The sequence below is a fragment of the Photobacterium angustum genome (genome assembly GCF_003026365.1).
GTDB lineage: Bacteria > Pseudomonadota > Gammaproteobacteria > Enterobacterales > Vibrionaceae > Photobacterium > Photobacterium angustum.
Map to the genome: position 1 here is coordinate 145136 of NZ_PYOM01000005.1, position 22526 is coordinate 167661.

Consider the following 22526-nt stretch of genomic DNA (forward strand, 5'->3'; position numbering starts at 1 on the left):
CCTGCGAAATAAAAATGACTATTTAGGTTATAAATCATCAAGATTAAAAATTTTTATCGCCGATTTTAATATCGCGTTTTGTTACTTTTATACCATCAATAAATCAATAGAATTTACCTAATCAACAAACACTAAATTTTCGATTCCTTGATAGTTCACTTTCATAATCCCAGTATCAAATACCTTTTCTAACTGCGAAACAATCATTACCTCCTGAGCCCTACCAACAGCAATACAATGGCCCGCTTCAAGCAATATCACTTTGTCGGCTTCACGTAATGTTCGATTCAAATCATGGTTAGCCATAATCACAGCGACCCCTTGTGACGCAATCTTTCGTATCAATTTATACATAGACGCTTCTTGACCAATATCTAAAGATGCCGCCGGTTCGTCGAGTAATAGATATTTAGCGTCGGGATTTAATGCAGGCCAAACTTGTAAACAAGCGGAAGCTAATCTCACTCGCTGCCACTCACCACCAGAGAGCTTTTGAATACTTCGCGATAATTTATCAACAATACCTAAATATCCACACACTTCATCAATAGCAGATTGTTTACTCACGTCTTTTACTTCTCCTAGCGCCGTAAAAGACATTAAAAGATACTGGTACACTGGAATGGCAAAATTTGGCTTATCTTGCTGAGACATATAACTCCGCACACGAGCTAATGAAGCAAGATCATAATCTGCTAGCTCAATACCTTCCAAAGTAACATTGCCACCTGAAGAAAATAACCCAGAAATAAGCCCTATTGCGGTACTTTTACCACTACCATTAGGACCAATAAAATGCACGATTTCACCACTATCAACAGAAAAAGATAAAGGCTCTAGTCGATTATCAGCAGCAATACGATTAATCATTAACATTGGCATATTATTAATCCAGCTGTGCTCGCATAAGCATCCAAATAAACACTGGTGCACCGAGTGATGTAGTCACAACGCCAACAGGAAGGTCAGCAGAAGGCAGTAAAATACGTGATAACGTATCGGCGAAAGCTAATAATAGCCCTCCAGCTAAAGCAGATAACGGCAATAAAAAACGATTTTCTGTGCCTAACATCAAACGTATTAAATGCGGAACAACAAGCCCAATAAAACCAATAATACCAGCTAATGCGACAGCACTACCGACTAATAACGATACCATTAATATCAGTTTCCAGCGCAGTGTGGTTACATTCAAGCCAAGTTGCCGCGCATGGAGCTCTCCTAGCATTAAAATATCGAGTTTTCTTCCCTGGCAACATACAACAGCTAACACTGGAACAATAAAAAATAGCAAAGAGAGTTGCTGCCAATTAACCCCACCAAGGCTTCCCATGAGCCAGTACATTAACTGTCGCATACTAAGATCATCACTGAAATAAAATGCCCAAGTAATAACAGCACTAGACAAAATACCCAACGCGACACCAATCAGTAATAAACGAGTCATTGAAACACTACGTCGACGTGAGAGCCCTACAAGAATTAATGTAAATAATAATGCGCCAACCATCGCTGTAAACATAGTAAGCATTGGAGATGGTGCAAATGGTAAGAAAAATAATACTGCAACTAAGGCTAAACTTGCACCACCGGAGATACCCAATACGCCCGGCTCAGCTAATGGATTACCAAGTAAAACTTGCAGCACAGCACCAGAACTGGCTAAAGCTGCCCCTATGGCCAGAGCAGCTAATAACCGAGGCAAGCGTAACTGTAGGAGCAATTGTTGTTCTAAGCCCCCTTCTGGTGCCCATGGTTTGATCCACAACTCACCGATGGATAAGGAAAAAAAACAAACAATAATGAGCAGTAAAACTATTAGCCAAAAACTAAACCGCCAGCGTGATTGCTGACGGGCTAATAATGCATTAAGAGACATACGATCCATCGTCAAGGTAGTAAAAGAGCCTTACCTTACAACCTCTCATAACAGAACAAAAGTAAGAGATTGTAATTATGAAAAACATAAATTAAAAAAAATTAGCCACATAACCGTACCTGCTCATCAAATATGATATGTGCTTTTTTTACCATTAATGCTGCTCGTTGACCTAACGCCACATTGGCATTAGGAAAAACAACAGCCTCTCCTTTTTCATCCGCAATAAACTCTTGTTCTTTATCGCTACCTAAATAAGTACCTTCTTCGAAAAATGTAAAGTTTGGCAAGTCATTAGGAAAAGAAAAAGTGAATGATTCCGATTGTTTCAGTAAAGTCCTATTTACACGATAGACTTCAACATCATTATTCCAACTAATGGGTAATGTACTTTCCGTTATTAACTTCATTAAAGCATGACTAAAATACGACAATAGTGTTAAGTCATTTTCTCCAAAATCCGCTACTTTACCTAACTCAATCGTTAATGATTGCGCGCCATGATATTCAGCACTAAACCAACTAAAGGTAGAGGATGGATCATTCGCTAACAGTACCGCTTCAATTTTTGCATATTGAATAAAACTAAACAGACTATTACTACGTGATAACTTATGGCTATATGGGCTAATTGCAAAGGTATAGTGCTCTGAGCGTCGAATTGCACAGTGAAGGTCAAGATGCCACTTTTCTGGCTGAATCGCTGTAGAGGAGCCATAAAAACTGTTTACAGCCTCTTGCAGTTGATTTGCAACCTTACAGTCAATATTCCTTTCTTGATTCCGAACTTTGAATAAACGATTCATGTTTTCATCAATGAAGCGTGTTTTGTTATTAATAGCTTCAGGGTGAGCAATAATTAACAGTAATCGATGAACAGGTTCAATATGCCCAAGTAAAATACCTTCAGCTAATTGCTGTATTAATTCAATTGGCGCCGTTTCATTGCCATGTACACCAGAAGATAAAACAATATCTTTTGCCGTACTCATTTGCTCCACCGGCGTAATTTGCAGAACACCACGCTGCAACAATTTACAATGAATACCGGATTCCAAGACCCATTCATCTGCCGTAAATGGTAATGATAAGTCACAAGTTGCCGATAAAAAACGGCCTTTTTTCACTTCATCAACAAACGTCATATTACCTCCATGTACATAAACGTTATGAAATACAATCGCCCAATAGCTTTAAACTCCAGTATAAAACACCAATCTTTAAACACAATAGCAACATAATAACAACCTACCAACTTCGTATAGTTCCAATTTCCCGAGCAATAGGTAATAAAAAACCCAAGAGAATAAATTCACTTGGGTTTCGATTTGACTAAGCGTTAAACGGGCTTATTTAGGTACTTCTAATGTTTCTACTCGTGCTTTTAGCTTCTGACCTGGGCGGAAAGTAACTACACGGCGAGCAGAAATTGGAATATCTTCGCCAGTTTTCGGGTTACGCCCTGGTCTCTCGTTTTTGTCTCGTAAGTCAAAATTACCAAAACCAGATAGTTTTACTTGTTCGCCATTTTCTAAAGCCTTCCTGATTTCTTCAAAGAAGACTTCCACCGTATCCTTGGCGTCCCGTTTGCTTAATCCAACATTCTCAAACAGGTTCTCAGCCAAATCGGCTTTTGTGAGCGCCATAGATAACTCCCTCAAGACTATGTTGAATGGATTGTAACAATGCTAGCATCATTCCGGCTTGTTACTGTGAATAAGGTTACGTTGACACGGTTCGTAGACACCTATCATTGGTGTTTATAGAGATTAACATCTCCAGTTCCTTATCAACTAGAGTCAAGTCTAAGCCAACTTGCTGATTTCCGCCAACTTTTTTAAGCAAACTTCACGTTAATTTCTATTCTTTTTATTGATAAATAATATCACTCTTGTGCAATTAGTTGTGCTTAATTGCTGTTCCATTAAAAACAATAACCAATAAAAACATAGAGTTACAAATTTAACGTGCATTAAAAATGTGGCAAAAATAAAAATTCATCTATTTTTCATAGTGTTATTATTTTTTGGAGAAAGATCAAAAAAAAAGCAGCCATGATTGGCTGCTTTTAAAAAACAAAGAGTTAAATGCGTCAATATTTTTGTAATTAACGTTATTAACCTTTATAAACTCGTCTTAGTCACGTAGTGATGCACCGAACTTTTCAGCTAATGCAGCAACAATAGCTTCGACTGCTGATGCAATATCTGCTTCTTCTAATGTGCGCTCTGCTGATTGCAGCGTCAATGCGATTGCAAGACTCTTGTTACCTTCTTCAACGCCTTTACCCGTGTAAACGTCAAATAGGTTAACATCTGTCAGTAGCTCACCACCGATTTCACGACAAGCAGCAACAACATCACCAGCTAATACATCTTCGTTTACCACAACGGCGATATCACGACGGTTTGCAGGGAACTTAGATACAACAACTGCTTCAGGAAGCATACGAGAGTTAATTGCAGCCCACTCGATTTCAAACATGATAGTACGACCATTCAAGCCAAACTTACGTTCTAGCTCTGGGTGTACAGTACCAATGAAACCAACTTCTTTGCCATCAACAACGATTGCTGCTGATTGACCTGGGTGAAGTGCTGGGTGCTTAGCTGCTTTGAAGCTAAATGCGGCTTCATTAGCTGTTAACTCAAGCACTGCTTCTAAATCACCTTTAAGATCGAAGAAATCTACAGTGTTAGTTGCAATATCCCAGTGCTCATCACTACGGTTACCGGCAATAACACCAGCAAGCATCATTTCTTGACGCATACCGTTTTCTGCTGATTGCTCAGGAACAAAACGTAAGCCCGCTTCAAATACACGAACACGTGGTTGCTGACGTTTCTGGTTAAATACAACTGTATTTAGTAGGCCAGTCCACAAGCTTAAACGCATTGCTGACATATCCGCAGAAATTGGGAATGGCAGAATCAATGGCTCAATTTCAGGCACGATAAGTTTTTGTTGCTCAGGCTCAACGAAGCTGTAAGTAATCGCTTCTTGGTATCCACGATCAACAAGCAGATCACGTACACGCTTAAGCGGAAGGTTCGCTTCTTTATGTAGATTCATGCTTAGCGCAGCAACTGGCGATTGATTTGGAATATTGTTGTAGCCGAAGATACGACCCACTTCTTCCACTAAATCTTCTTCAATTGCCATGTCGAAACGCCATGCTGGTGCTGTTGCTTTCCAGCCAGCATCAGTTGTTTCAACGTCACAGCCTAGGCGTGTTAGGATTTCACCCACTTCCTCAGAAGCAATTGAGTGACCTAATAGGCGATCTAGTTTAGTACGACGAAGTTCAATCGTTGCTGCTTTTGGTAAATCAGCTTCTGATTCAGCTTCAACGATTGGTGCAACTTCACCACCACAAATTTCAACGATAAGTGCTGTTGCACGCTCCATCGCCTTCATTTGTAGTGTTGCATCAACACCACGCTCAAAGCGGTGTGAAGAATCAGTGTGTAGACCGTAGCTACGAGCACGACCACGGATTGCATCTGGTGCGAAGAACGCACACTCAAGTAGTACGTCTTTCGTCTCAGTGTTAACACCAGAGAACTCACCACCGAAGATACCAGCAATCGCTAGTGCTTGCTTGTTATCAGCAATTACTAGGGTGTTGTCGTTTAGTTCAGCTTCGTTACCATCAAGAAGAGTCAGCTTTTCGCCTTGCTCTGCCATACGAACAACGATGCCACCGTCGATCTTAGCAAGATCGAATGCGTGCATTGGTTGACCCATTTCAAGCAACACGTAGTTAGTGATATCAACAATTGGATCAATTGAGCGAGTACCACAACGACGTAGCTTTTCTTGCATCCATAATGGTGTTTCAGCTTGAACGTTTACATTACGAACAATACGACCAAGGTAACGTGGACATGCCGCAGGCGCTTTAACATCAATAGCGATAGTGTCAGCAGCTGTTGGTGCAACAATCTCAAATTGAGGCTCAGTCACTTCAGCACGGTTTAGAACACCTACTTCACGAGCAAGACCTGCAATACTTAGACAGTCAGCACGGTTAGCGGTTAGATCAACGTCGATAGTAACATCGTCAAGACCTAGGAATTCACGGAAGTCAGTACCCAGTACTGCATCTTCTGTAAGCTCCATAATGCCATCAGACTCAACATCGATACCTAGCTCAGTGAATGAACACAACATACCATTAGAAGGCTGACCACGTAGTTTAGCTTTCTTGATTTTAAAATCACCAGGAAGCACAGCACCAACAGTTGCAACTGCAACCTTGATACCTTGACGACAGTTAGGTGCGCCACAAACGATGTCTAGTAGCTCTTCAGCACCGACATCCACTTTTGTAACACGAAGTTTGTCAGCGTCTGGGTGTTGTGCACACTCAACCACTTGACCAACTTTAACGCCAGTGAATTCACCAGCTACTGCTTCAATACCGTCAACTTCCAGACCAGCCATTGTGATCTGGTGAGCTAGTTCTTCGCTGTTTACTGCAGGATTAACCCACTCGCGTAGCCAAGATTCAGAGAATTTCATAGATTTCTAGCCCCTAGTGCTTACTTAAACTGTTTTAGGAAACGTAAGTCGTTCTCAAAGAACGCACGTAAATCGTTAACGCCGTAACGAAGCATAGTTAGACGCTCAACGCCCATACCAAATGCAAAGCCTGAGTATTTCTCAGGATCGATGTTAACTGAACGTAGAACATTAGGGTGTACCATGCCGCAGCCTAGTACTTCTAACCACTTACCATTCTTACCTTTTACATCAACTTCAGCTGAAGGCTCTGTAAATGGGAAGAAAGATGGACGGAAACGTACTTCAACTTCTTCTTCAAAGAAATTACAAAGGAAATCGTGAAGAATACCTTTTAGTTGCGCAAAGTTTACGTTTTCATCAACTAACATACCTTCCACTTGGTGGAACATTGGTGTGTGAGTTTGATCGTAGTCATTACGGTAAACACGGCCAGGTGCAATGAAACGGAATGGCGGTTGGCCATTTTCCATTGTACGGATCTGAACACCTGATGTGTGCGTACGTAGCATTAGATCTGGGTTAAAGAAGAACGTATCGTGGTCGGTACGTGCTGGGTGATCTTCAGCAATATTTAGCGCATCGAAGTTGTGGAAAGCATCTTCGATTTCAGGGCCAGCTTCAGTTGTAAAACCAAGTTCACCAAAGAAACTTTCAATACGCTCAATAGTACGTGTTACCGGGTGTAAACCACCATTTTCAATACGACGACCAGGCAGAGAAACATCGATAGTCTCAGCCGCAAGCTTAGCTTCAAGCTCTGCACGTTGTAGGCCATCTTTACGCTCTACAAGTAGTGTTTGCACTGCTTGCTTTGCTTTATTGATCTCTTGACCAGCAGTACGACGTTCTTCTGGCGGTAATTTGCCTAGGGCTTGAAGTTGAAGAGTTAAGTGACCCTTCTTACCTAGGAATTGAACTCGGACTTCGTCCAGAGCGACTAATGAATCAGCCTGCTCAATAGCTGCCGTTGCGTTGGCAATAATCTCGTCTAGATGTTGCATCGTATCCTCATCCACCCACAGGTGGCGTCCTTAAGGGAGATATAAAATCGCGTATCGATACATACTAAAGAAAGCAGCGTCTAAATCCAAATTGAATCGTAATAAAAGCGCAAGTTTGGACGAAAAAAAAACGCCTTTATCAGTTGAACGGCAAAAATTGAGGATTTCAATCAATTAGCGCCTAACAATAAAAAGATCATCACATTGTATGAGCATTTCTATTTCTCATTTTTTTACGTGCCAAACCTTATCTAATGAGAGTAATTTTATTACGTCTTTTTTCAGTAAATAACAGTGCACATTGAAGAGTTCATAACTCTTTTAATATCTTCATAACCGGATAAATACTTTGTATTACACTAATGTTCATGCGCAATATGAAGAGCTTTCAGCATACCTATTATGCTAAAAAACAAGTTAAAAACTTAGGTTCATATCGACCATACACGCACTGCAATAATCTGTTTCTATTGATTTATTTGTGAAAATATTCACTCCTTAGTAACTATTTTTAAACAAATTAAAACCCAAATAAAACCGAACAACACAAACATTCTTTATTTATTACAACACGTCAAAATCAACAACAAAATAACAATATAGATATGCAATCATTATTGTTGCTTTTCTTATAATTCTGACGAAAAGCAATGAAATAAATCATCAAAACTGTTTTAAAATTACATTTTTCAGTGTAAATTATGATCAAAATCAAAGTGAGGAAGTTTCTGATGAACAATAAAGATCTAGCTGCACTATTAAAAATCTCAACACTTGCAATGATCCTTTGCACGGCATTACTTGCTCTTGGTAACTACGGCCTAGCGCATTCAATGCCTATTAACTCAGCTGCAGGATTTAACATTGTTAACCTTGTATTCTTCATTGGTCTTAACGCTCTTTTAGTACCATTCCTTGCATTTCTATTTAAAACTCGTGCCCGCGCAAACAAGCAGCGTCGTATGATTAAAGCATAAGTTTTATTTTCTTTAATTTTTAAACCAGCACCCTATTTCTAGAGTGCTGGTTTTTTTATATCCGCAGAAAATAAAATACACTGTTGCATTATTAATCAATATCAAATACCATAATTTAACACTGTTTTATTAAATTGGAGTATCACATGAAAAAGCAAGATAACTATTGGTTAACGTATGCTAAGACTACTTTTGTCATTGCGACCATCGCAATGATCATTAGTATCGTAAAATTACCGGGCGATTTAATAGTGAAAGGGTATTACAGTATTTGTAGCTTGTTTCTTGTCAGTGCAACTATCACTTTAAGTAAAGCTATTCGTGATGAAGCTGAGTCAAACCGTTTAATCAATCGAATAGAAGAAGCTAAAACAGCTAAATTACTTAATGAGCTCGATGAATAAGATAGATATCAGCCATGACGAATATTTCGTTTAAATACCTCTACTTTCAATATTCGCAATTGAAACAAGTCATAACAACGTTGGAAGTAAAACAGAGTCAGTTGCTTGAGGATGAAAAATGCCTCAAGCAGCAACTTACTGATGCTGATCAACATTTCTTAATGCTTATAAATAATCCACTACCAGAGCCCCACCCTTCAAAACCAAGAATATTAAAAGATGGCCCTCAATTAAAACCTAAATGTACAAAGCCTATTCACCACGCTTTATTTGCATTAAGTAAACAGCAACAACAATTAAGTAAAGATCTCATCAAACGACAAAAATATAAGGAGAAAACTAAACGTCTTTTAATTCTTTTTAAAAAAGCAATATCTAATAAAGCTTACTTAGATATGGAGCATAGACTGCAAATAGAACAATTGAGTTTACAGTTAGAGCTATTACTTGCGAGCCATCTATAAAGTAATAGAAAAATGGATATTTAGAAGAAATAGATATGATATACAACGAAAAAAGGAGAGCCGAGGCTCTCCTTTTAACTTAAAAACTAAACTGATAAATTACAGTGCAGCTTTTGCCTTTTCCACAAGAACAGTGAAAGTAGCTTTGTCAAATACAGCGATATCTGCAAGGATCTTACGATCGATTTCGATAGACGCTTTCTTAAGACCGTTGATTAGACGGCTGTAAGACATACCATTTTGACGTGCAGCAGCGTTGATACGTGCAATCCAAAGTTGACGGAAAGTACGTTTCTTCTGACGACGGTCACGGTAAGCGTATTGACCAGCTTTAGTAACAGCTTGGAAAGCTACGCGGTAAACACGTGAACGTGCACCGTAATAGCCTTTAGCTTGTTTAAGAACTTTCTTGTGACGTGCACGTGCTTGTACACCACGTTTTACGCGAGGCATAGGAGACTCCTAACTAAAATAATAAAATATAAAACTAAAAACGATTAAGCGAACGGAAGCATACGAGCAACTGCAGCCACTTCACACTTAGGAAGGATTGCATTTGGACGAAGCTGACGTTTGTTCTTAGTAGTACGTTTAGTCAGGATGTGACGCTTAGTAGCGTGCTTAAACTTAAAGCCACCAGCTGTTTTTTTGAAGCGCTTAGCTGCGCCACGATTTGTTTTCATCTTTGGCATGAGATGATAACTCCGCATTGTTGATAGTTAATAATCACAGTAATAGGGCGAACAAAAAGCGCTACTTAAAAGCAGCGCTTTTTAGCTACTTGAATGCCTTTATTACTTCTTCTTTGGGGCAAGCATCATGGTCATTTGGCGACCTTCTACACGATTAGGGAAGCTCTCGCAGACAGCGATGTCTTCAAGTTCACCCTTAATACGGTTAAGAAGTTCAATACCAATACCTTGGTGAGCCATTTCACGACCACGGAAACGTAGCGTTACTTTGCCTTTGTTGCCCTCTTCTAAAAAGCGAGTCAGGTTGCGTAGTTTTACCTGATAGTCGCCTTCGTCTGTACCAGGTCGGAATTTAACTTCCTTGATCTGGATTTGTTTCTGGTTTTTCTTTTGCTCTTTAGCAGCCTTGCTCTTCTCGAACAGGTACTTGCCATAGTCCATCACGCGACAAACTGGTGGCTCGGCATTAGGGCTAATTTCAACTAGATCCACACCAGCGTCTAGAGCAACTTCCATTGCTTCATCAAGTGAAACAACACCAACTGATTCGCCATCAAGGCCAGTCAGGCGAACTTCACGTACGCCACGAATTTCTTCATTTAGACGATGCGCGTTTTGCTTAACTGGTGCTTGGGTTCTTTTTCCGCCTTTAATACCTTATTCCTCCACAATATTGAGCTTACGACTGCTAATTTCTTCTTGCATAAATGCAACAAGTTCATCAATCTTAAATTTACCCAAATCTTTACCCTTGCGAGTACGAACTGCTACAACGCCTGCTTCGACTTCTTTGTCGCCACAAACGAGCATGAAAGGCACTCGCTTCAAAGTATGTTCGCGGATTTTAAAGCCAATCTTCTCATTTCTCAAGTCCGCATTGACTCTAATTCCACATTTTTTCAATTTTTCTACAATTTCTTGCACATATTCTGACTGAGCGTCAGTAATGTTCATCACTACAGCTTGTTGAGGCGCTAACCATGTAGGGAAGAAGCCTGCATAATCTTCGATAAGAATACCGATGAAACGCTCTAGTGAGCCAAGAATTGCACGGTGAATCATAACCGGTGTGTGACGTTCATTATCTTCACCTACGTAAGTAGCGCCTAAGCGCTCTGGTAAAGCAAAGTCTAGCTGAACGGTGCCACACTGCCATGCGCGATCAAGGCAATCGTGAAGAGTGAACTCGATCTTAGGACCGTAGAACGCACCCTCACCTTCTTGAATTTCAAATGGAATTTCCATTGATTCAAGCGCGGTAATTAAGTCTGATTCTGCTTTATCCCACATTGCATCAGAACCAACACGTTTTTCAGGACGTGTAGATAATTTAACAACAATGTTGTCGAAGCCGAATGTCTTGTAAGTATCATACACCATTTCGATGCAAGATGTAACTTCTTGTTGTACTTGAGCTTCTGTACAGAAAATATGCGCATCGTCTTGGGTGAAACCACGTACACGCATAATACCGTGAAGTGAACCTGATGGTTCGTTACGGTGACATGAGCCAAACTCAGCCATACGCAATGGAAGATCACGGTATGATTTCAGACCTTGATTAAAGATCTGTACGTGACCTGGGCAGTTCATTGGCTTGATAGCGTATTCACGGTTCTCAGAACTTGTTGTGAACATCGCATCAGCGTACTTATCCCAGTGACCAGAACGTTCCCAAAGCACACGATCCATCATTAGAGGACCTTTTACTTCTTGGTAATCGTATTCATTTAGTTTTTCACGAATGAATACTTCTAGCTCACGGAAGATAGTCCAACCGTTGTGATGCCAGAAAACCATACCCGGTGCTTCTTGCTGCATATGGAACAAGTCAAGTTGCTTACCGATTTTACGGTGATCACGCTTAGCCGCTTCTTCTAAACGAGTAAGGTGTGCTTTTAATGCTTTCTTATCGTGGAATGCAGTACCGTAGATACGTTGAAGCATCTTGTTGTCACTATTACCACGCCAGTATGCACCAGCAACGCTTAATAGTTTGAAGTTTTGACAGAAACCCATGTGAGGAACGTGTGGACCACGACACATATCAATGTATTCTTCGTGGTGGTAAAGACCTGGACGGTCATCACGTGCTACGTTCTCATCAAGAATTTCAATTTTGTAAGTTTCGCCGCGAGCTTCAAAAGCATCACGCGCTTCTTGCCAGCTTACTTTTTTCTTAACAACCTGATATTTGGTTTTAGCAAGCTCAAGCATGCGCTTTTCAATCACTTCAAGATCTTCTTGAGTTAGTGATTGCTCTAAATCGATGTCGTAGTAGAAACCGTTATCGATTGTAGGACCAATAGCCATTTTCGCTTCTGGGTAAAGCTGCTTAATTGCGTGGCCTAATAGGTGAGCACATGAGTGACGTACGATCTCTAAACCATCTTCTTCATCTTTTGCTGTGATGATTTCAAGGCTTGCGTCGTTTTCAATTAGATCACATGCATCTACGCGTTCACCATCAACACGCCCTGCGATCGTTGCTTTAGCAAGACCAGGACCGATTGAAAGTGCCACGTCCATAGTTGATACAGGCGCGTCGAATTGACGTTGACTACCGTCAGGAAGAGTAATTACAGGCATGAATAATGTCCTTTAACAGTGGTGCCACACACCAAGTAGCACATGTTGAATTTATAAAGCTTTCAGAAGCTTTTACGAATAAAAAACGCTTTACTTTCGATACCGCAATACTGAGCGGCACACTAAAAGAAAAGCGAGGCTGTACTATAGCAAACGGATTAAAAGGATTGCAAAGAATCCTCTTAAATTAATAACAATAATTTATTCAACGAGTGTGTAACTAACCACGTACAGTTTTTCTATACCAGGATAGATATCTTGAATAACGCTTTTAAGCACATCGAGTGTCATATTTTCTTGTTTAGCATGAAAATCATTTAATTCAGAAAATAAGATAGGCTCAACCTTATCGATTTGTAATGTACAAAATTCACGGCCATCTTCAAATGTTGATACTTTTACTTGTGAACCTGGAACATAGTGACTTTCAGATTCATCACGAATAGTGATTGTCTTTTTTCCTGAAAGAATATCGGTTTCAAAACGTTCAAAAAACGTCATTTCTGTTGGTGTGATTTTCTGGTTCATATTTTGTTCTTTTCATAAAAATAGTGTGCTAGTAGATTACCTGCATTTACATCGTGAATACATTTTGTTTTGTAAGTATCTTTATCAATTAATGTCTAATTACCTTTCAGTGAGCCACTATCTAACATTTACGTATATTTTTACGCTGAAATTATTTTTTATTTAAAAAAGAAGAACATATATTTTACGTATTGTTTTTTTTTAATACTTTGTTTTTGTTATTCTTTCTATCGCATGAATTCTAAGTTTTTAAAAACAGTAACTAAAATCACACTGAGTTCACATTTCTTCACTCGATATTTAGTCTAAGATGTTGATAGACAAGTTGTATACATACGTTTCAGTGCGGAGGATGATTATGTGGCAAGCCATTTCTCACCAACTGTCAGATGTACTAGGTCGACCATTTAAGATTGTTGAACGACAAATGCTTGAAGGCGGCGATGTCAATGAGTGCTATTGCGTTAGCGATGGTGAACAACGTTTCTTTCTCAAACTCAATGATAAAGAACAGCTAGTTGTCTTTGAAACTGAATCAGAAAGTTTACGCATTCTTAATGAAGCAAATTGTGTTCAAGTACCTCAGTATATCCATGTTGGTACGTGCCGCGATAAATCCTTCCTCACACTTAATTATTTACCAACAAAAAAAGTCGATGATAATGCTGGTTATCAATTAGGTCAGCAATTAGCAAAACTGCATCTATGGGGTGAACAGGCTGAATACGGCTTTGACTTTGATAATTATGTTGGTTTAACACCACAACCTAACCGTTGGCATCGTCGCTGGTGTCGTTTTTTTGCAGAGCAACGTATTGCATGGCAATTACAACTTTGTGAAGAAAAAGGCATTCTATTTGGTAATATTGACACCATTACCAGCAATGTCATTAAACGCTTAGTTAACCACCAGCCTAAACCTTCCTTATTACATGGCGATTTATGGCATGGTAATACTGCTCTAACCGTATCGGGTCCAATTATTTTTGATCCTGCTACATACTGGGGTGATCGCGAGTGTGATATAGCGATGACAGAGCTGTTCGGTGGTTTCCCCAACAGTTTTTATGAGGGGTACAATTCTGTCTATCCCCTCCCCCCCGAGTATCAAGAGCGCAAAGAACTTTATAACCTTTATCATATTCTTAACCACTGCATACTCTTTGGTGGGGAGTATATGGGTCAAGCTGAATACATTATTGCCAAGCTTAATCTCTTAGATGAATAATTAGTCTAAGTCGACTTCTGTTTATGAGTCGACGTAAGGTATGCATTAGCCTTTGCATATCTTACGTCGTAGATTGGCCTTCATTGATGACTATTATCACCGCAGTAAAATAAGTTTACCTGCAAATACTATTACCAGCGACTAGGCTAACAATAGTGTTTTTGGTTATAGCGAATGTTATCAACATAACCTAAATTAAATTTGCTGATATTAACTGGCTGCGAGTGAAGGAGTACAACAATGAGAAACTATTCAGAACAAAACGTTAGCTGTCCCCACTGCGGACACATCATACGCATAGAATTAGATGCAAGCGCTGGTAGTCAAGAGTTTTATGATGATTGCTCTGCATGCTGTAATCCGATTCATATTAATATGCAGGTTGATGATCTCCACAAAACCATTAATTTATTTATAGATGCTGATGATGAACAAATTTTTTAGTGCTAGTTCCATAAACAATTAACTAGACCAGTTAAGTAGAGCGGTCTAGTTAATCTCTCGTTTATGATTTTGCAGCCATTACACGCTCAACTGTATCAACTATCGCTTGAGTTTGAGGATCTATTTCAATATTAATTACATCACCAATAACACGACTTTTTAAATTTGTACGCTGTAATGTTTCTGGAATTAAATTCACATTGAAACGATTTTCGACCACATCACCTATGGTGAGACTTATACCATCAATCCCTATATACCCTTTAGTGAATACATACTTCATCTGTGTTTGCGGTAAAGTAAACCAGATCTGATGATTATTTTCTGATGTAACAACATTTGATACTTCTGCTGTACACATAATATGTCCAGACATAGAGTGACCACCAATTTCATCGCCAAACTTTGCTGCACGCTCCACATTGACGACATCACCTTCTTTAAGTAAACCAAGGTTAGTGACATTAAGTGTCTCTTGCATCAAATCAAATGACCACAAATCATCATTAATATCCGTGACTGTCAGACAACAGCCGTTGTGAGCAACCGAGGCCCCTATCTCTACATTACTTAATAAATTAGCAGGCATACGTATCACGTGAGTTTGAAAATCTTGTTTCTTAGTAATCGAAATAATTTCTGCTGTTCCCTGTACGATTCCCGTAAACATAACGCTCCTAACTGAGTTAATAATTAACTTAACTGTTAATAAATATATTGATTTTATTGCTCTTTTTTATAGCAAAATTTTCAAATAAGCCAATACTTAAAAGTGAGTACCCAATGTCTTAGTTTTACTTTTCTTATACAGCATTGATTAACCTTTTTTATGTTATTTAACAATGACAATTAATTGTCAAAAAAACAACATGGCAATGAAATTTATATCCCTTTTTGGAATAAAGATATAAAGTGTGTTTTTACAGCAATAAGATAACGAATACAAAATCATATAGGTATGTTATGACTGTTGACGTCGCTAATGATGCCATGCAAATAAACACTAAAAAATCCCATTTTTCTACAACACTACGTATTACGCTACTAACGTTAATTACGATCTTATCGTGTTATTATCTTTGGGTTTTATATAAAGCAGTAACCCCGAACGTAAGTATTGCGTACAAGGCTTATTACATTAAAACTCAGACTCTTTTTTGGCAGCCTAAAGAGCCTGACCTTGCTCTAAATATTCCATCATCGTTAGAACTTTCAACAAAAGTTCCATATTTATCACGTGAAGGCTGGAATAAAGACGCTGATAATGGTGCTCGATTATTAACAAATACTGGTGGGTTTTATTTCACGCTTCCGAATAAGGTAAAACAAGATGTTAAAGTCAGTATCACACTAGCATCTTCACTATCCTCGCCATTGCACTTTTCAGTAAACCAATGGCATGGCGTTTTTGCATTGACAAAACAGACTAATGTGTTTGATGCCATCATCCCAGCATCTGCATTTAAGTCTGGTGATACATTACAAAGATTGCAGATAAATACGTTAACACCGTTAGCATTTAAGTTGGTGGATTTTTCATTTCTATCTTTATCTAAAAACGATAGTTATCAATCAACATCACCGATACTCGCGTCACCTTCAATGACCCATAACTAAGGTAAATAATATGAATAATAACCTTAAAAAAGCAGACTATACGCTGTCACTTATCGTTCCTGTATATAACGAAGAAGTCGCTATTGAGCCATTTATTAATGAAATCAATAATAAGCTTTCCTCCATTCGTTCACATATTGATATTGTTTTCATTAATGACGGTAGTAAAGATAAAACACAGTCTGTAATTGAAGCTCAAATAGCTAAAGACGATTCTATTAGCTTAATTAACTTCGCACGTAATTTTGGCAAAGAAGCGGCCATGACCGCAGGTCTTAACTACGTAAAAGGTGATGCTGCTGTTATTTTAGATGTTGATTTGCAAGATCCGCCAGAGCTCATCCTTGAATTTGTCCAATTATGGCAAACAGGTGAATACGATACGGTCTATGGTGTTCGTGTTGACCGCTCACAAGATACGTTTTTAAAACGTGTGACTGCAGGTGGTTTCTATCGTTTCTTCAACTTTTTATCTGCAGAAACAATCTTACCTGAAAATGTCGGTGATTTTCGTCTCATTGACCGATGTGTTATTGAAGCAGTAAAACAGTTACCTGAACGTAACCGCTTTATGAAAGGCTTATTGGCTTGGTCTTCATTCCGTTCTATCGGTGTCGATTTCCAGCGTCCTGAGCGAAATGTCGGTGATACTAAGTTCAACTATTGGAAGTTATGGAACTTCGCAATGGATGGTATTACGAGTTTTACCGCTTGGCCTTTACGCGTATGGGGGTTTGTTGGTTTTGGTATCTCGTTCTTATCTTTTATCTTTTTAATGTATGTATTAATCAGTACTGTTTTCTTCGGTGTTCATACACCAGGGTACGCATCAACCATTTCCGTTGTTCTGTTTCTTGGGGGGATTCAATTAATCTCATTAGGTGTAATTGGTGGCTATATCAGCCGTATTTATACCGAACTAAAACAACGCCCTATTTACCTTGTTGAAGGTGTCTATGGAAAATATAGTGACCAAAAGACACAAACCCTAGTTACAGAAACAGAAAAAGAGTTAGAAACCACCAATGAATGAGTCATTTTTAAAGCACTTTTGGCAGTTAAATCGATTTGCAATTATTGGCTTACTTGCAACTGCAGTGCACTTGTCTGTTGTTAGACTATATTTTTTCCAAATCCAAGATCCATCAGAATACAGTGCCAACGTGATCGGTTTTAGTATCGCCTTTTTAGTGTCTTATTTTGGACATCGCCACTTCACGTTTGGACAGAAAGGTTCATTTTTAAAATTCTTGGCCGTATCACTGATGGGCTTTTTTATTAACAATTTGATCCTTGCTTCATTATTAAAATCTGCAATGTTCTCAGGTTGGCTGGCGGTAACAATATCAACCCTTTGTGTACCCGTAATTACCTTTATCTTGGCTAAATTTTGGGTGTTTAAATGAGTGCGTTAAGCTTACCTTCAATAAAAATTAGTCAACAAGAATGGCTGACTATTATTTTTGCCGTTATTGTTAGTCGCACCGTTATCTACTGCTTAGGTTTGTGGGGAGTAACTGAGTTCGCTTCTGGGCATTATGCTGAACAACCTTTATTACAAACTATCTGTCGCTTTGACTGTGTCTGGTTTTATCGAATCATCGAAAATGGCTATGATTTAGTGCCACAATGGCTAAGTCAGAAAAATGCGGCTAACTGGGCATTTATGCCTCTACAGCCCTTTCTTGGTTGGATCTTTTCGAAATTTATCTTTTTTGAAAATCCAATTAATAATGCCCGTTTAGGTTTAGTTATAGCGTCAAACTTAGCGTTTTTATTCAGCTTGCCGATTATTTTAATGGCGTTAAAACAGCTTAATTTCAGCAAGGCTACGCAGTCTGCTGCTATCTGGTTATTGTGTTTTTCACCTTATACTGTGTATTCAACCGCAGGCTATACAGAACCGCTCTTCATTGTTTTTGTTACTGGTGTATTCCTATTTAGTTATCGCCAACAATGGGGATGGGTCGCTATTTTAGGTCTATTAGCCGCTATTACACGTAACCTTGGCGTTTTCTTGGTTTTTCCTGTGCTCATTATTGCGATTCAGCACTATGGTATAAATAGCTTTGTTCGCTTTAAAACCCCTGCGTTAAAAGCAATTTCAGCCATATGGGTGATCCCTTTCGGCTTTTTCACTTATATGGCTTATCTCTACTTTCATGTAGGTGATGCGCTGGCTTTTGGACACATCCAGATCGCATGGGGACGTCAATTAACCAATCCATTTCACTGGATCATCTATGGTTTTGAAACAGGCGGCCCTAAGCTTTACTTAGCCATCATGGCGATACTCGCGTTTATACTAAATATCTATTTGGTCGTGCGTAAATACTACGCTGAAGCCATATTTATGTTCATTTGTTTGGTATTACCGCTGTCATCAAATTTAAATGCGATGCCTCGTTATGCGTTTGGGTTATATCCAACCTTCCTTGGCTTACTTTTACTTATCGAACGTTATCCACATATTAAAACACCGATGCTATGTGTCTTTAGTGCAGCAAGTACCTTTATCGCAATTGGCTTCTACAGCCATATGATGTTTACGGTTTAACTTTCTAAATAAAACAGCAGCTTAATGAGTAAAATACTATTTACTAGGCTGCTGTTATTCCTTCCTTTGAATAATTATTATGCAATTTGCCAATATTCTATTTTGGTTATGAGCTTTTTGTTTATATAATCCTGAAAAATCATTGGCAGTACAAAATAGAATGCCACAGAAGCATTTTAATACTTGACTCCTCCCCTTTATTTACCTCTTTTGGGAGCCAAAAATAGTGCATAACTATAAAAAAGAAACTGCGCAACTTATAAAACTTGCGGTGCCTGTTCTCATTGCTTCAGTTGCTCAAACATCGATGGGCGTTGTTGATACAGTGATGGCGGGTAGCGTCAGTGCGACTGACATGGCTGCTGTAGCTGTTGCCGCCAGTATTTGGTTACCTTCTATCTTATTTGGTGTTGGTTTACTTATGGCAATTGTGCCGATCGTGGCACAACTTAGTGGTTCAGGACAAAAATCGAAAGTTCCTTTTGAAGTTCAACACGGTTTTTACCTTTCTATATTAATATCGATACCAACGATGCTGATTCTCTTTAAAGCAGGTATCTTGATCCACTATATGAATGTAGAGCCAGTACTAGCGGAAAAAACGGTCGGTTACTTATATGCAGTGCTTTTTGCTGTGCCTGCATTTTTACTATTCCAGACCTTAAAAAGTTTTTCTGAAGGTTTATCTTTTACTATTCCCGGCATGGTTATTGGCTTTTTAGGTTTACTTGCTAACATTCCACTTAACTGGATTTTCGTTTACGGTAAATTTGGCGCCCCAGAGTTAGGTGGTATTGGCTGTGGTGTCGCGACAGCCATTGTTTATTGGTTTATGTTTTTCGCACTGCTTCTTTATGTACTAATTAACAAACGTCTAAAAAGTATTGGGCTATTTACACGCTATTATCGACCACAATTAAGTGCCCTTTCACGCTTATTCAAACTAGGTTTTCCCGTTGCGGCTTCACTTTTCTTCGAAGTATCACTGTTTGCCGTGATTGCCTTACTGATTTCGCCACTAGGACCTAACAAGGTCGCGTCACACCAAGTTGCTATGAACTTTTCATCATTGGTGTATATGCTGCCAATGAGTATTGCTGCAGCGGTGAGTATACGAGTAGGCCACAAAATGGGTGAGAAAGATATCGATGGAGCACGTATTGCGAGCCATTGCGGCTTAATTGTTGGTACTTCCTTAGCCATCTGTACTGCAATAATGACGGTTATTTTCCGTGAAGATATAGCCGAACTCTATACTCATAACTCAGAAGTGATCGTACTTGCTGGGCAATTATTACTACTCGCAGCAATCTATCAATGCAGTGATGCAGTTCAAGTTGTAGCTGCAGGTGCGTTACGTGGTTATAAAGATATGCGTGCCATTTTTGTTTGTACATTTATTGCTTACTGGCTAATAGGACTGCCATCAGGTTATGTCTTAGGCCTAACAAACTTGATTGTGCCAGCAATGGGCCCGCAAGGTTTTTGGATTGGTTTTATTCTCGGTTTGAGTGCGGCAGCCATCATGCTTGGTTGGCGAATACACCATGTGCATAAACTTGATGCTGAAAAGCAACTTGAAATGTCATACCGATAAGACAAAAAGGCGATCATCAGATCGCCTTTTTTGATCTAATATTGATAATAATCAGTATGATGAATATTCACTTAATGCTTTAAGAGACGCCTATGCCTGTATCTATCTCTACTTTCCTTCATAGACTGTCTCTACTACTGATCATCTCAATATTACTGATAAGCTGTAAAAACAATAACAATGAAGAAGCCTTTAATACATATCATCAACGTTTAGCTAATGTACTCGATATAGACAAAGCCCCCTTTCCTGAAACGCCTTTACTGGTTTTACCCACAAAACGAGAGCTTACTCAGCCTTTAGCTGATATTAGAATTGGTCTCCTTGATGCCTATGAATTACGGCAGTGTGGCTTATTCCAATTGATTGCAGAGCGAAATTCGATTTTGGGTAAAGTTCAAGATAAAACCCGCGGTCTCCGCTATGAGCTTTTACTATTAGATGGGTTACAATATTGTTTAGAAACACTGCCTAAAGACTCTGATTTATTGGCCGAGCTAGCACCTATTTACCAGCAAAAGAAACAGCAGATCCCATTAGTTTTTTGGAATACGCTTTTTACTGGAGAAGAGTGGCGTAAACAATTAACGCTAGGCCATCAACTACTTGAAAGCAATCAAACCACTCAATTTAACGCTAGCCTAAGCGCATTTAGCTATATCAATAATTTACTTTCAAATAGCATCAAACGCACAAATAACATCACAGCACCTTATTCTAACCAGGATAAATATCAGGATCTTTTTGAGTACCAACAACAAATTTATAATAGCCGATATATTGGTGATCTTTTCTATTCAATGCAACGCACCACGACATTGCTGAACACGATTACAGAACAACTTACCCAGTCACAAGATTCAATTTTGTGTGGAAAGAATATGAATCAGCAAAAAGCACAGTATCTTCGTAATGTTTTCTATAAGTTTTATGTTCCAACTATCCAGCCTTATTTATCAACACTTGATTCACAATATCGACAAATACAGCCTGTTTTACAGCAAATACTCCAACAATTAAATCAACCAAATATGCATATCTCCTCACCGATGCAAACCTATGTAGCTTTGTATGTTGATGGCGATATGTATCAGCAGTTTCATGAAGCCACATTAGCGCACGTTAAATTCTGGCAACGTCTCTTTAAACAATGTAAATTCAAAGTTGGACAATAACTTTATTCTAATTTGATAGAATAACTTTGCTTCAAAAACTTGAGGTTTAAACTAAAATTTAAATTCAGCTTCTACAGTCGCGAAGACAATAAATTTGTATATATTTTCGCTAAAGGATATAGGAGATACGCATGAAGAAAACCAAGAATGAAGCAAAACTTCTTAAAAAAGCATTAGAAATAGGCTTTGCATTCGCGAAAAAGCAAGGATTTGGCGATTTAGACCGCAGTGTTGGCTCTACCGACCGTGTTGAGTGTATTTATCGCTTACTGGTTGATTGTAAACAAATTACCCCTCTTGCCGTAGATCAAGAAGACGGCGTCCATATGAAACATAAACTTGTTTTATGGATAAGCCGCTTACTCCCACCTGATCACGAACTTTTAAACTAAACTATCTTCCTGCGTAGCGCACGTTCTCTTGCGCTACCACTTTTCTTTTCACATGAACAGCTAGTGCCGCTTCCCTTAATACAAAACTTAGACTATTTCATCACCATAATTTTATTAAAACTGGCTATTGTGCAAGCAAACGCACTGAATTTACTAAAAAATCCAACTTTAATACTTGCCTCGTAACAAGTGACTCGCTAATATGCTTGTCGTTCTCTAGAACATCTTACGAGCGTAGCTCAGCTGGTTAGAGCGCTACCTTGACATGGTAGAGGTCGGTGGTTCGAGTCCACTCGTTCGTACCAATTAATGATTTAAACCAGTAATCATTAATTTACACAATTTGCGTCTGTAGCTCAGCTGGTTAGAGTACTACCTTGACATGGTAGGGGTCGGTGGTTCGAGTCCACTCAGACGCACCATTTATTATGAAGTGATTAACTTGATCAGTTCAT

The 22526-nt window shown here is 38.9% G+C and carries 24 protein-coding genes and 2 tRNA genes; 14 read left to right on the plus strand and 12 right to left on the minus strand.

Annotated elements, in window-relative coordinates; translation table 11 throughout:
* Window positions 1-117: 117 nt before the first annotated feature.
* From btuD to pheS, 6 genes are all read right to left on the minus strand, one after another.
* Window positions 118-882 (minus strand): vitamin B12 ABC transporter ATP-binding protein BtuD, encoded by a 765-nt coding sequence (btuD, locus tag CTN01_RS06905; protein WP_080896161.1) that lies wholly within the window; start codon window positions 880-882, stop codon window positions 118-120.
* 4 nt (window positions 883-886) lie between these two features.
* Window positions 887-1879 carry a vitamin B12 ABC transporter permease BtuC gene (btuC, locus tag CTN01_RS06910; RefSeq protein WP_045129732.1) on the minus strand — a complete coding sequence of 331 codons (993 nt, stop codon included), beginning with the start codon at window positions 1877-1879 and terminating at the stop codon, window positions 887-889.
* A gap of 101 nt (window positions 1880-1980) precedes the next feature.
* Window positions 1981-3024: a succinylglutamate desuccinylase gene (gene astE / locus CTN01_RS06915; protein ID WP_045147841.1), complete on the minus strand. Its 1044-nt coding sequence runs from the start codon at window positions 3022-3024 to the stop codon at window positions 1981-1983.
* Window positions 3025-3228: 204 nt separating this feature from the next.
* Window positions 3229-3525, minus strand: coding sequence for an integration host factor subunit alpha (gene ihfA, locus CTN01_RS06920; RefSeq protein WP_008986880.1), 297 nt, complete (start codon window positions 3523-3525; stop codon window positions 3229-3231).
* Between the two features lie 490 nt (window positions 3526-4015).
* Window positions 4016-6403, minus strand: a complete 2388-nt coding sequence (gene pheT / locus CTN01_RS06925) for a phenylalanine--tRNA ligase subunit beta (RefSeq protein ID WP_045147842.1) — start codon at window positions 6401-6403, stop codon at window positions 4016-4018.
* Window positions 6404-6423: 20 nt separating this feature from the next.
* Window positions 6424-7407, minus strand: coding sequence for a phenylalanine--tRNA ligase subunit alpha (pheS, locus tag CTN01_RS06930; protein WP_005367402.1), 984 nt, complete (start codon window positions 7405-7407; stop codon window positions 6424-6426).
* 731 nt (window positions 7408-8138) lie between these two features.
* Between pheS and CTN01_RS06935 the strand changes: the two genes are divergently transcribed.
* The 3 genes from CTN01_RS06935 to CTN01_RS06945 all read left to right on the plus strand — a co-directional run bounded on the left by CTN01_RS06935 (window position 8139) and on the right by CTN01_RS06945 (window position 9252).
* Window positions 8139-8384, plus strand: a complete 246-nt coding sequence (locus CTN01_RS06935) for a hypothetical protein (protein WP_045082934.1) — start codon at window positions 8139-8141, stop codon at window positions 8382-8384.
* A 146-nt stretch (window positions 8385-8530) separates the two neighbouring features.
* Window positions 8531-8788: a YiaA/YiaB family inner membrane protein gene (locus CTN01_RS06940; protein WP_045082935.1), complete on the plus strand. Its 258-nt coding sequence runs from the start codon at window positions 8531-8533 to the stop codon at window positions 8786-8788.
* A gap of 14 nt (window positions 8789-8802) precedes the next feature.
* On the plus strand, window positions 8803-9252 hold the full coding sequence (locus CTN01_RS06945) for a hypothetical protein (RefSeq protein WP_045082936.1): 450 nt from the start codon (window positions 8803-8805) through the stop codon (window positions 9250-9252).
* A gap of 99 nt (window positions 9253-9351) precedes the next feature.
* Here the strand turns inward: CTN01_RS06945 and rplT are convergent, their stop codons facing one another.
* The 5 genes from rplT to yqfB all read right to left on the minus strand — a co-directional run bounded on the left by rplT (window position 9352) and on the right by yqfB (window position 13034).
* The gene (gene rplT, locus CTN01_RS06950) at window positions 9352-9705 is read right to left on the minus strand and encodes a 50S ribosomal protein L20 (protein WP_005367388.1); all 354 of its coding nucleotides are present in this window, start codon (window positions 9703-9705) and stop codon (window positions 9352-9354) included.
* Between the two features lie 44 nt (window positions 9706-9749).
* On the minus strand, window positions 9750-9944 hold the full coding sequence (gene rpmI / locus CTN01_RS06955) for a 50S ribosomal protein L35 (RefSeq protein WP_005367387.1): 195 nt from the start codon (window positions 9942-9944) through the stop codon (window positions 9750-9752).
* A 102-nt stretch (window positions 9945-10046) separates the two neighbouring features.
* Entirely contained in the window at window positions 10047-10598 is a 552-nt protein-coding gene (gene infC, locus CTN01_RS06960; protein WP_080890338.1) for a translation initiation factor IF-3, read from the minus strand.
* Window positions 10599-10601: 3 nt separating this feature from the next.
* On the minus strand, window positions 10602-12533 hold the full coding sequence (thrS, locus tag CTN01_RS06965; protein ID WP_045127082.1) for a threonine--tRNA ligase: 1932 nt from the start codon (window positions 12531-12533) through the stop codon (window positions 10602-10604).
* A gap of 201 nt (window positions 12534-12734) precedes the next feature.
* A complete protein-coding gene (gene yqfB, locus CTN01_RS06975) occupies window positions 12735-13034 on the minus strand; it encodes a N(4)-acetylcytidine aminohydrolase (RefSeq protein ID WP_201774390.1) in 300 nt (99 codons plus the stop codon).
* Between the two features lie 385 nt (window positions 13035-13419).
* Between yqfB and CTN01_RS06980 the strand changes: the two genes are divergently transcribed.
* Both CTN01_RS06980 and CTN01_RS06985 read left to right on the plus strand, forming a co-directional pair.
* Complete coding sequence (locus tag CTN01_RS06980) at window positions 13420-14289, plus strand: fructosamine kinase family protein (RefSeq protein WP_045129615.1); 870 nt, start codon at window positions 13420-13422, stop codon at window positions 14287-14289.
* A gap of 240 nt (window positions 14290-14529) precedes the next feature.
* Complete coding sequence (locus CTN01_RS06985; RefSeq protein ID WP_005367380.1) at window positions 14530-14733, plus strand: CPXCG motif-containing cysteine-rich protein; 204 nt, start codon at window positions 14530-14532, stop codon at window positions 14731-14733.
* Between the two features lie 61 nt (window positions 14734-14794).
* Here CTN01_RS06985 and CTN01_RS06990 read toward each other — a convergent pair whose 3' ends face one another.
* Window positions 14795-15403 (minus strand): riboflavin synthase, encoded by a 609-nt coding sequence (locus tag CTN01_RS06990; RefSeq protein ID WP_045147843.1) that lies wholly within the window; start codon window positions 15401-15403, stop codon window positions 14795-14797.
* A gap of 293 nt (window positions 15404-15696) precedes the next feature.
* On the opposite strand from CTN01_RS06990, the gene CTN01_RS06995 reads away from it, so the two are divergent.
* The 9 genes from CTN01_RS06995 (at window position 15697) to CTN01_RS07035 (ending at window position 22493) form a co-directional block, all read left to right on the plus strand.
* Window positions 15697-16350, plus strand: a complete 654-nt coding sequence (locus tag CTN01_RS06995; protein WP_045147844.1) for a riboflavin synthase subunit alpha — start codon at window positions 15697-15699, stop codon at window positions 16348-16350.
* A gap of 10 nt (window positions 16351-16360) precedes the next feature.
* A complete protein-coding gene (locus CTN01_RS07000; RefSeq protein WP_045147846.1) occupies window positions 16361-17383 on the plus strand; it encodes a glycosyltransferase family 2 protein in 1023 nt (340 codons plus the stop codon).
* The gene (locus CTN01_RS07005; RefSeq protein ID WP_005367375.1) at window positions 17376-17756 is read left to right on the plus strand and encodes a GtrA family protein; all 381 of its coding nucleotides are present in this window, start codon (window positions 17376-17378) and stop codon (window positions 17754-17756) included. The genes CTN01_RS07000 and CTN01_RS07005 overlap by 8 nt, the downstream gene beginning before the upstream one ends.
* Complete coding sequence (locus CTN01_RS07010) at window positions 17753-18907, plus strand: glycosyltransferase family protein (protein ID WP_045082942.1); 1155 nt, start codon at window positions 17753-17755, stop codon at window positions 18905-18907. The genes CTN01_RS07005 and CTN01_RS07010 overlap by 4 nt, the downstream gene beginning before the upstream one ends.
* 226 nt (window positions 18908-19133) lie before the next feature.
* A complete protein-coding gene (locus CTN01_RS07015; protein ID WP_045127087.1) occupies window positions 19134-20504 on the plus strand; it encodes an MATE family efflux transporter in 1371 nt (456 codons plus the stop codon).
* Window positions 20505-20596: 92 nt separating this feature from the next.
* Window positions 20597-21679, plus strand: coding sequence for a DUF3080 domain-containing protein (locus CTN01_RS07020; protein WP_052666560.1), 1083 nt, complete (start codon window positions 20597-20599; stop codon window positions 21677-21679).
* Between the two features lie 131 nt (window positions 21680-21810).
* The gene (locus CTN01_RS07025; protein WP_005367367.1) at window positions 21811-22071 is read left to right on the plus strand and encodes a DUF5062 family protein; all 261 of its coding nucleotides are present in this window, start codon (window positions 21811-21813) and stop codon (window positions 22069-22071) included.
* A gap of 228 nt (window positions 22072-22299) precedes the next feature.
* Window positions 22300-22376, plus strand: a tRNA-Val gene (locus tag CTN01_RS07030).
* A 40-nt stretch (window positions 22377-22416) separates the two neighbouring features.
* Window positions 22417-22493: transfer RNA gene (locus CTN01_RS07035), tRNA-Val, on the plus strand.
* Window positions 22494-22526: the final 33 nt, after the last annotated feature.

Excerpts from the sequence above, each read along its gene's own strand:
- btuD (WP_080896161.1), bottom strand. The coding sequence starts at position 882 with ATGCCAATGTTAATGATTAATCGTATTGCTGCTGATAATCGACTAGAG.
- btuC (WP_045129732.1), bottom strand. The coding sequence starts at position 1,879 with ATGTCTCTTAATGCATTATTAGCCCGTCAGCAATCACGCTGGCGGTTT.
- astE (WP_045147841.1), bottom strand. The coding sequence starts at position 3,024 with ATGACGTTTGTTGATGAAGTGAAAAAAGGCCGTTTTTTATCGGCAACT.
- ihfA (WP_008986880.1), bottom strand. The coding sequence starts at position 3,525 with ATGGCGCTCACAAAAGCCGATTTGGCTGAGAACCTGTTTGAGAATGTT.
- pheT (WP_045147842.1), bottom strand. The coding sequence starts at position 6,403 with ATGAAATTCTCTGAATCTTGGCTACGCGAGTGGGTTAATCCTGCAGTA.
- pheS (WP_005367402.1), bottom strand. The coding sequence starts at position 7,407 with ATGCAACATCTAGACGAGATTATTGCCAACGCAACGGCAGCTATTGAG.
- CTN01_RS06935 (WP_045082934.1), top strand. The coding sequence starts at position 8,139 with ATGAACAATAAAGATCTAGCTGCACTATTAAAAATCTCAACACTTGCA.
- CTN01_RS06940 (WP_045082935.1), top strand. The coding sequence starts at position 8,531 with ATGAAAAAGCAAGATAACTATTGGTTAACGTATGCTAAGACTACTTTT.
- CTN01_RS06945 (WP_045082936.1), top strand. The coding sequence starts at position 8,803 with ATGACGAATATTTCGTTTAAATACCTCTACTTTCAATATTCGCAATTG.
- rplT (WP_005367388.1), bottom strand. The coding sequence starts at position 9,705 with ATGCCTCGCGTAAAACGTGGTGTACAAGCACGTGCACGTCACAAGAAA.
- rpmI (WP_005367387.1), bottom strand. The coding sequence starts at position 9,944 with ATGCCAAAGATGAAAACAAATCGTGGCGCAGCTAAGCGCTTCAAAAAA.
- thrS (WP_045127082.1), bottom strand. The coding sequence starts at position 12,533 with ATGCCTGTAATTACTCTTCCTGACGGTAGTCAACGTCAATTCGACGCG.
- yqfB (WP_201774390.1), bottom strand. The coding sequence starts at position 13,034 with ATGACGTTTTTTGAACGTTTTGAAACCGATATTCTTTCAGGAAAAAAG.
- CTN01_RS06980 (WP_045129615.1), top strand. The coding sequence starts at position 13,420 with ATGTGGCAAGCCATTTCTCACCAACTGTCAGATGTACTAGGTCGACCA.
- CTN01_RS06985 (WP_005367380.1), top strand. The coding sequence starts at position 14,530 with ATGAGAAACTATTCAGAACAAAACGTTAGCTGTCCCCACTGCGGACAC.
- CTN01_RS06990 (WP_045147843.1), bottom strand. The coding sequence starts at position 15,403 with ATGTTTACGGGAATCGTACAGGGAACAGCAGAAATTATTTCGATTACT.
- CTN01_RS06995 (WP_045147844.1), top strand. The coding sequence starts at position 15,697 with ATGACTGTTGACGTCGCTAATGATGCCATGCAAATAAACACTAAAAAA.
- CTN01_RS07000 (WP_045147846.1), top strand. The coding sequence starts at position 16,361 with ATGAATAATAACCTTAAAAAAGCAGACTATACGCTGTCACTTATCGTT.
- CTN01_RS07005 (WP_005367375.1), top strand. The coding sequence starts at position 17,376 with ATGAATGAGTCATTTTTAAAGCACTTTTGGCAGTTAAATCGATTTGCA.
- CTN01_RS07010 (WP_045082942.1), top strand. The coding sequence starts at position 17,753 with ATGAGTGCGTTAAGCTTACCTTCAATAAAAATTAGTCAACAAGAATGG.
- CTN01_RS07020 (WP_052666560.1), top strand. The coding sequence starts at position 20,597 with ATGCCTGTATCTATCTCTACTTTCCTTCATAGACTGTCTCTACTACTG.
- CTN01_RS07025 (WP_005367367.1), top strand. The coding sequence starts at position 21,811 with ATGAAGAAAACCAAGAATGAAGCAAAACTTCTTAAAAAAGCATTAGAA.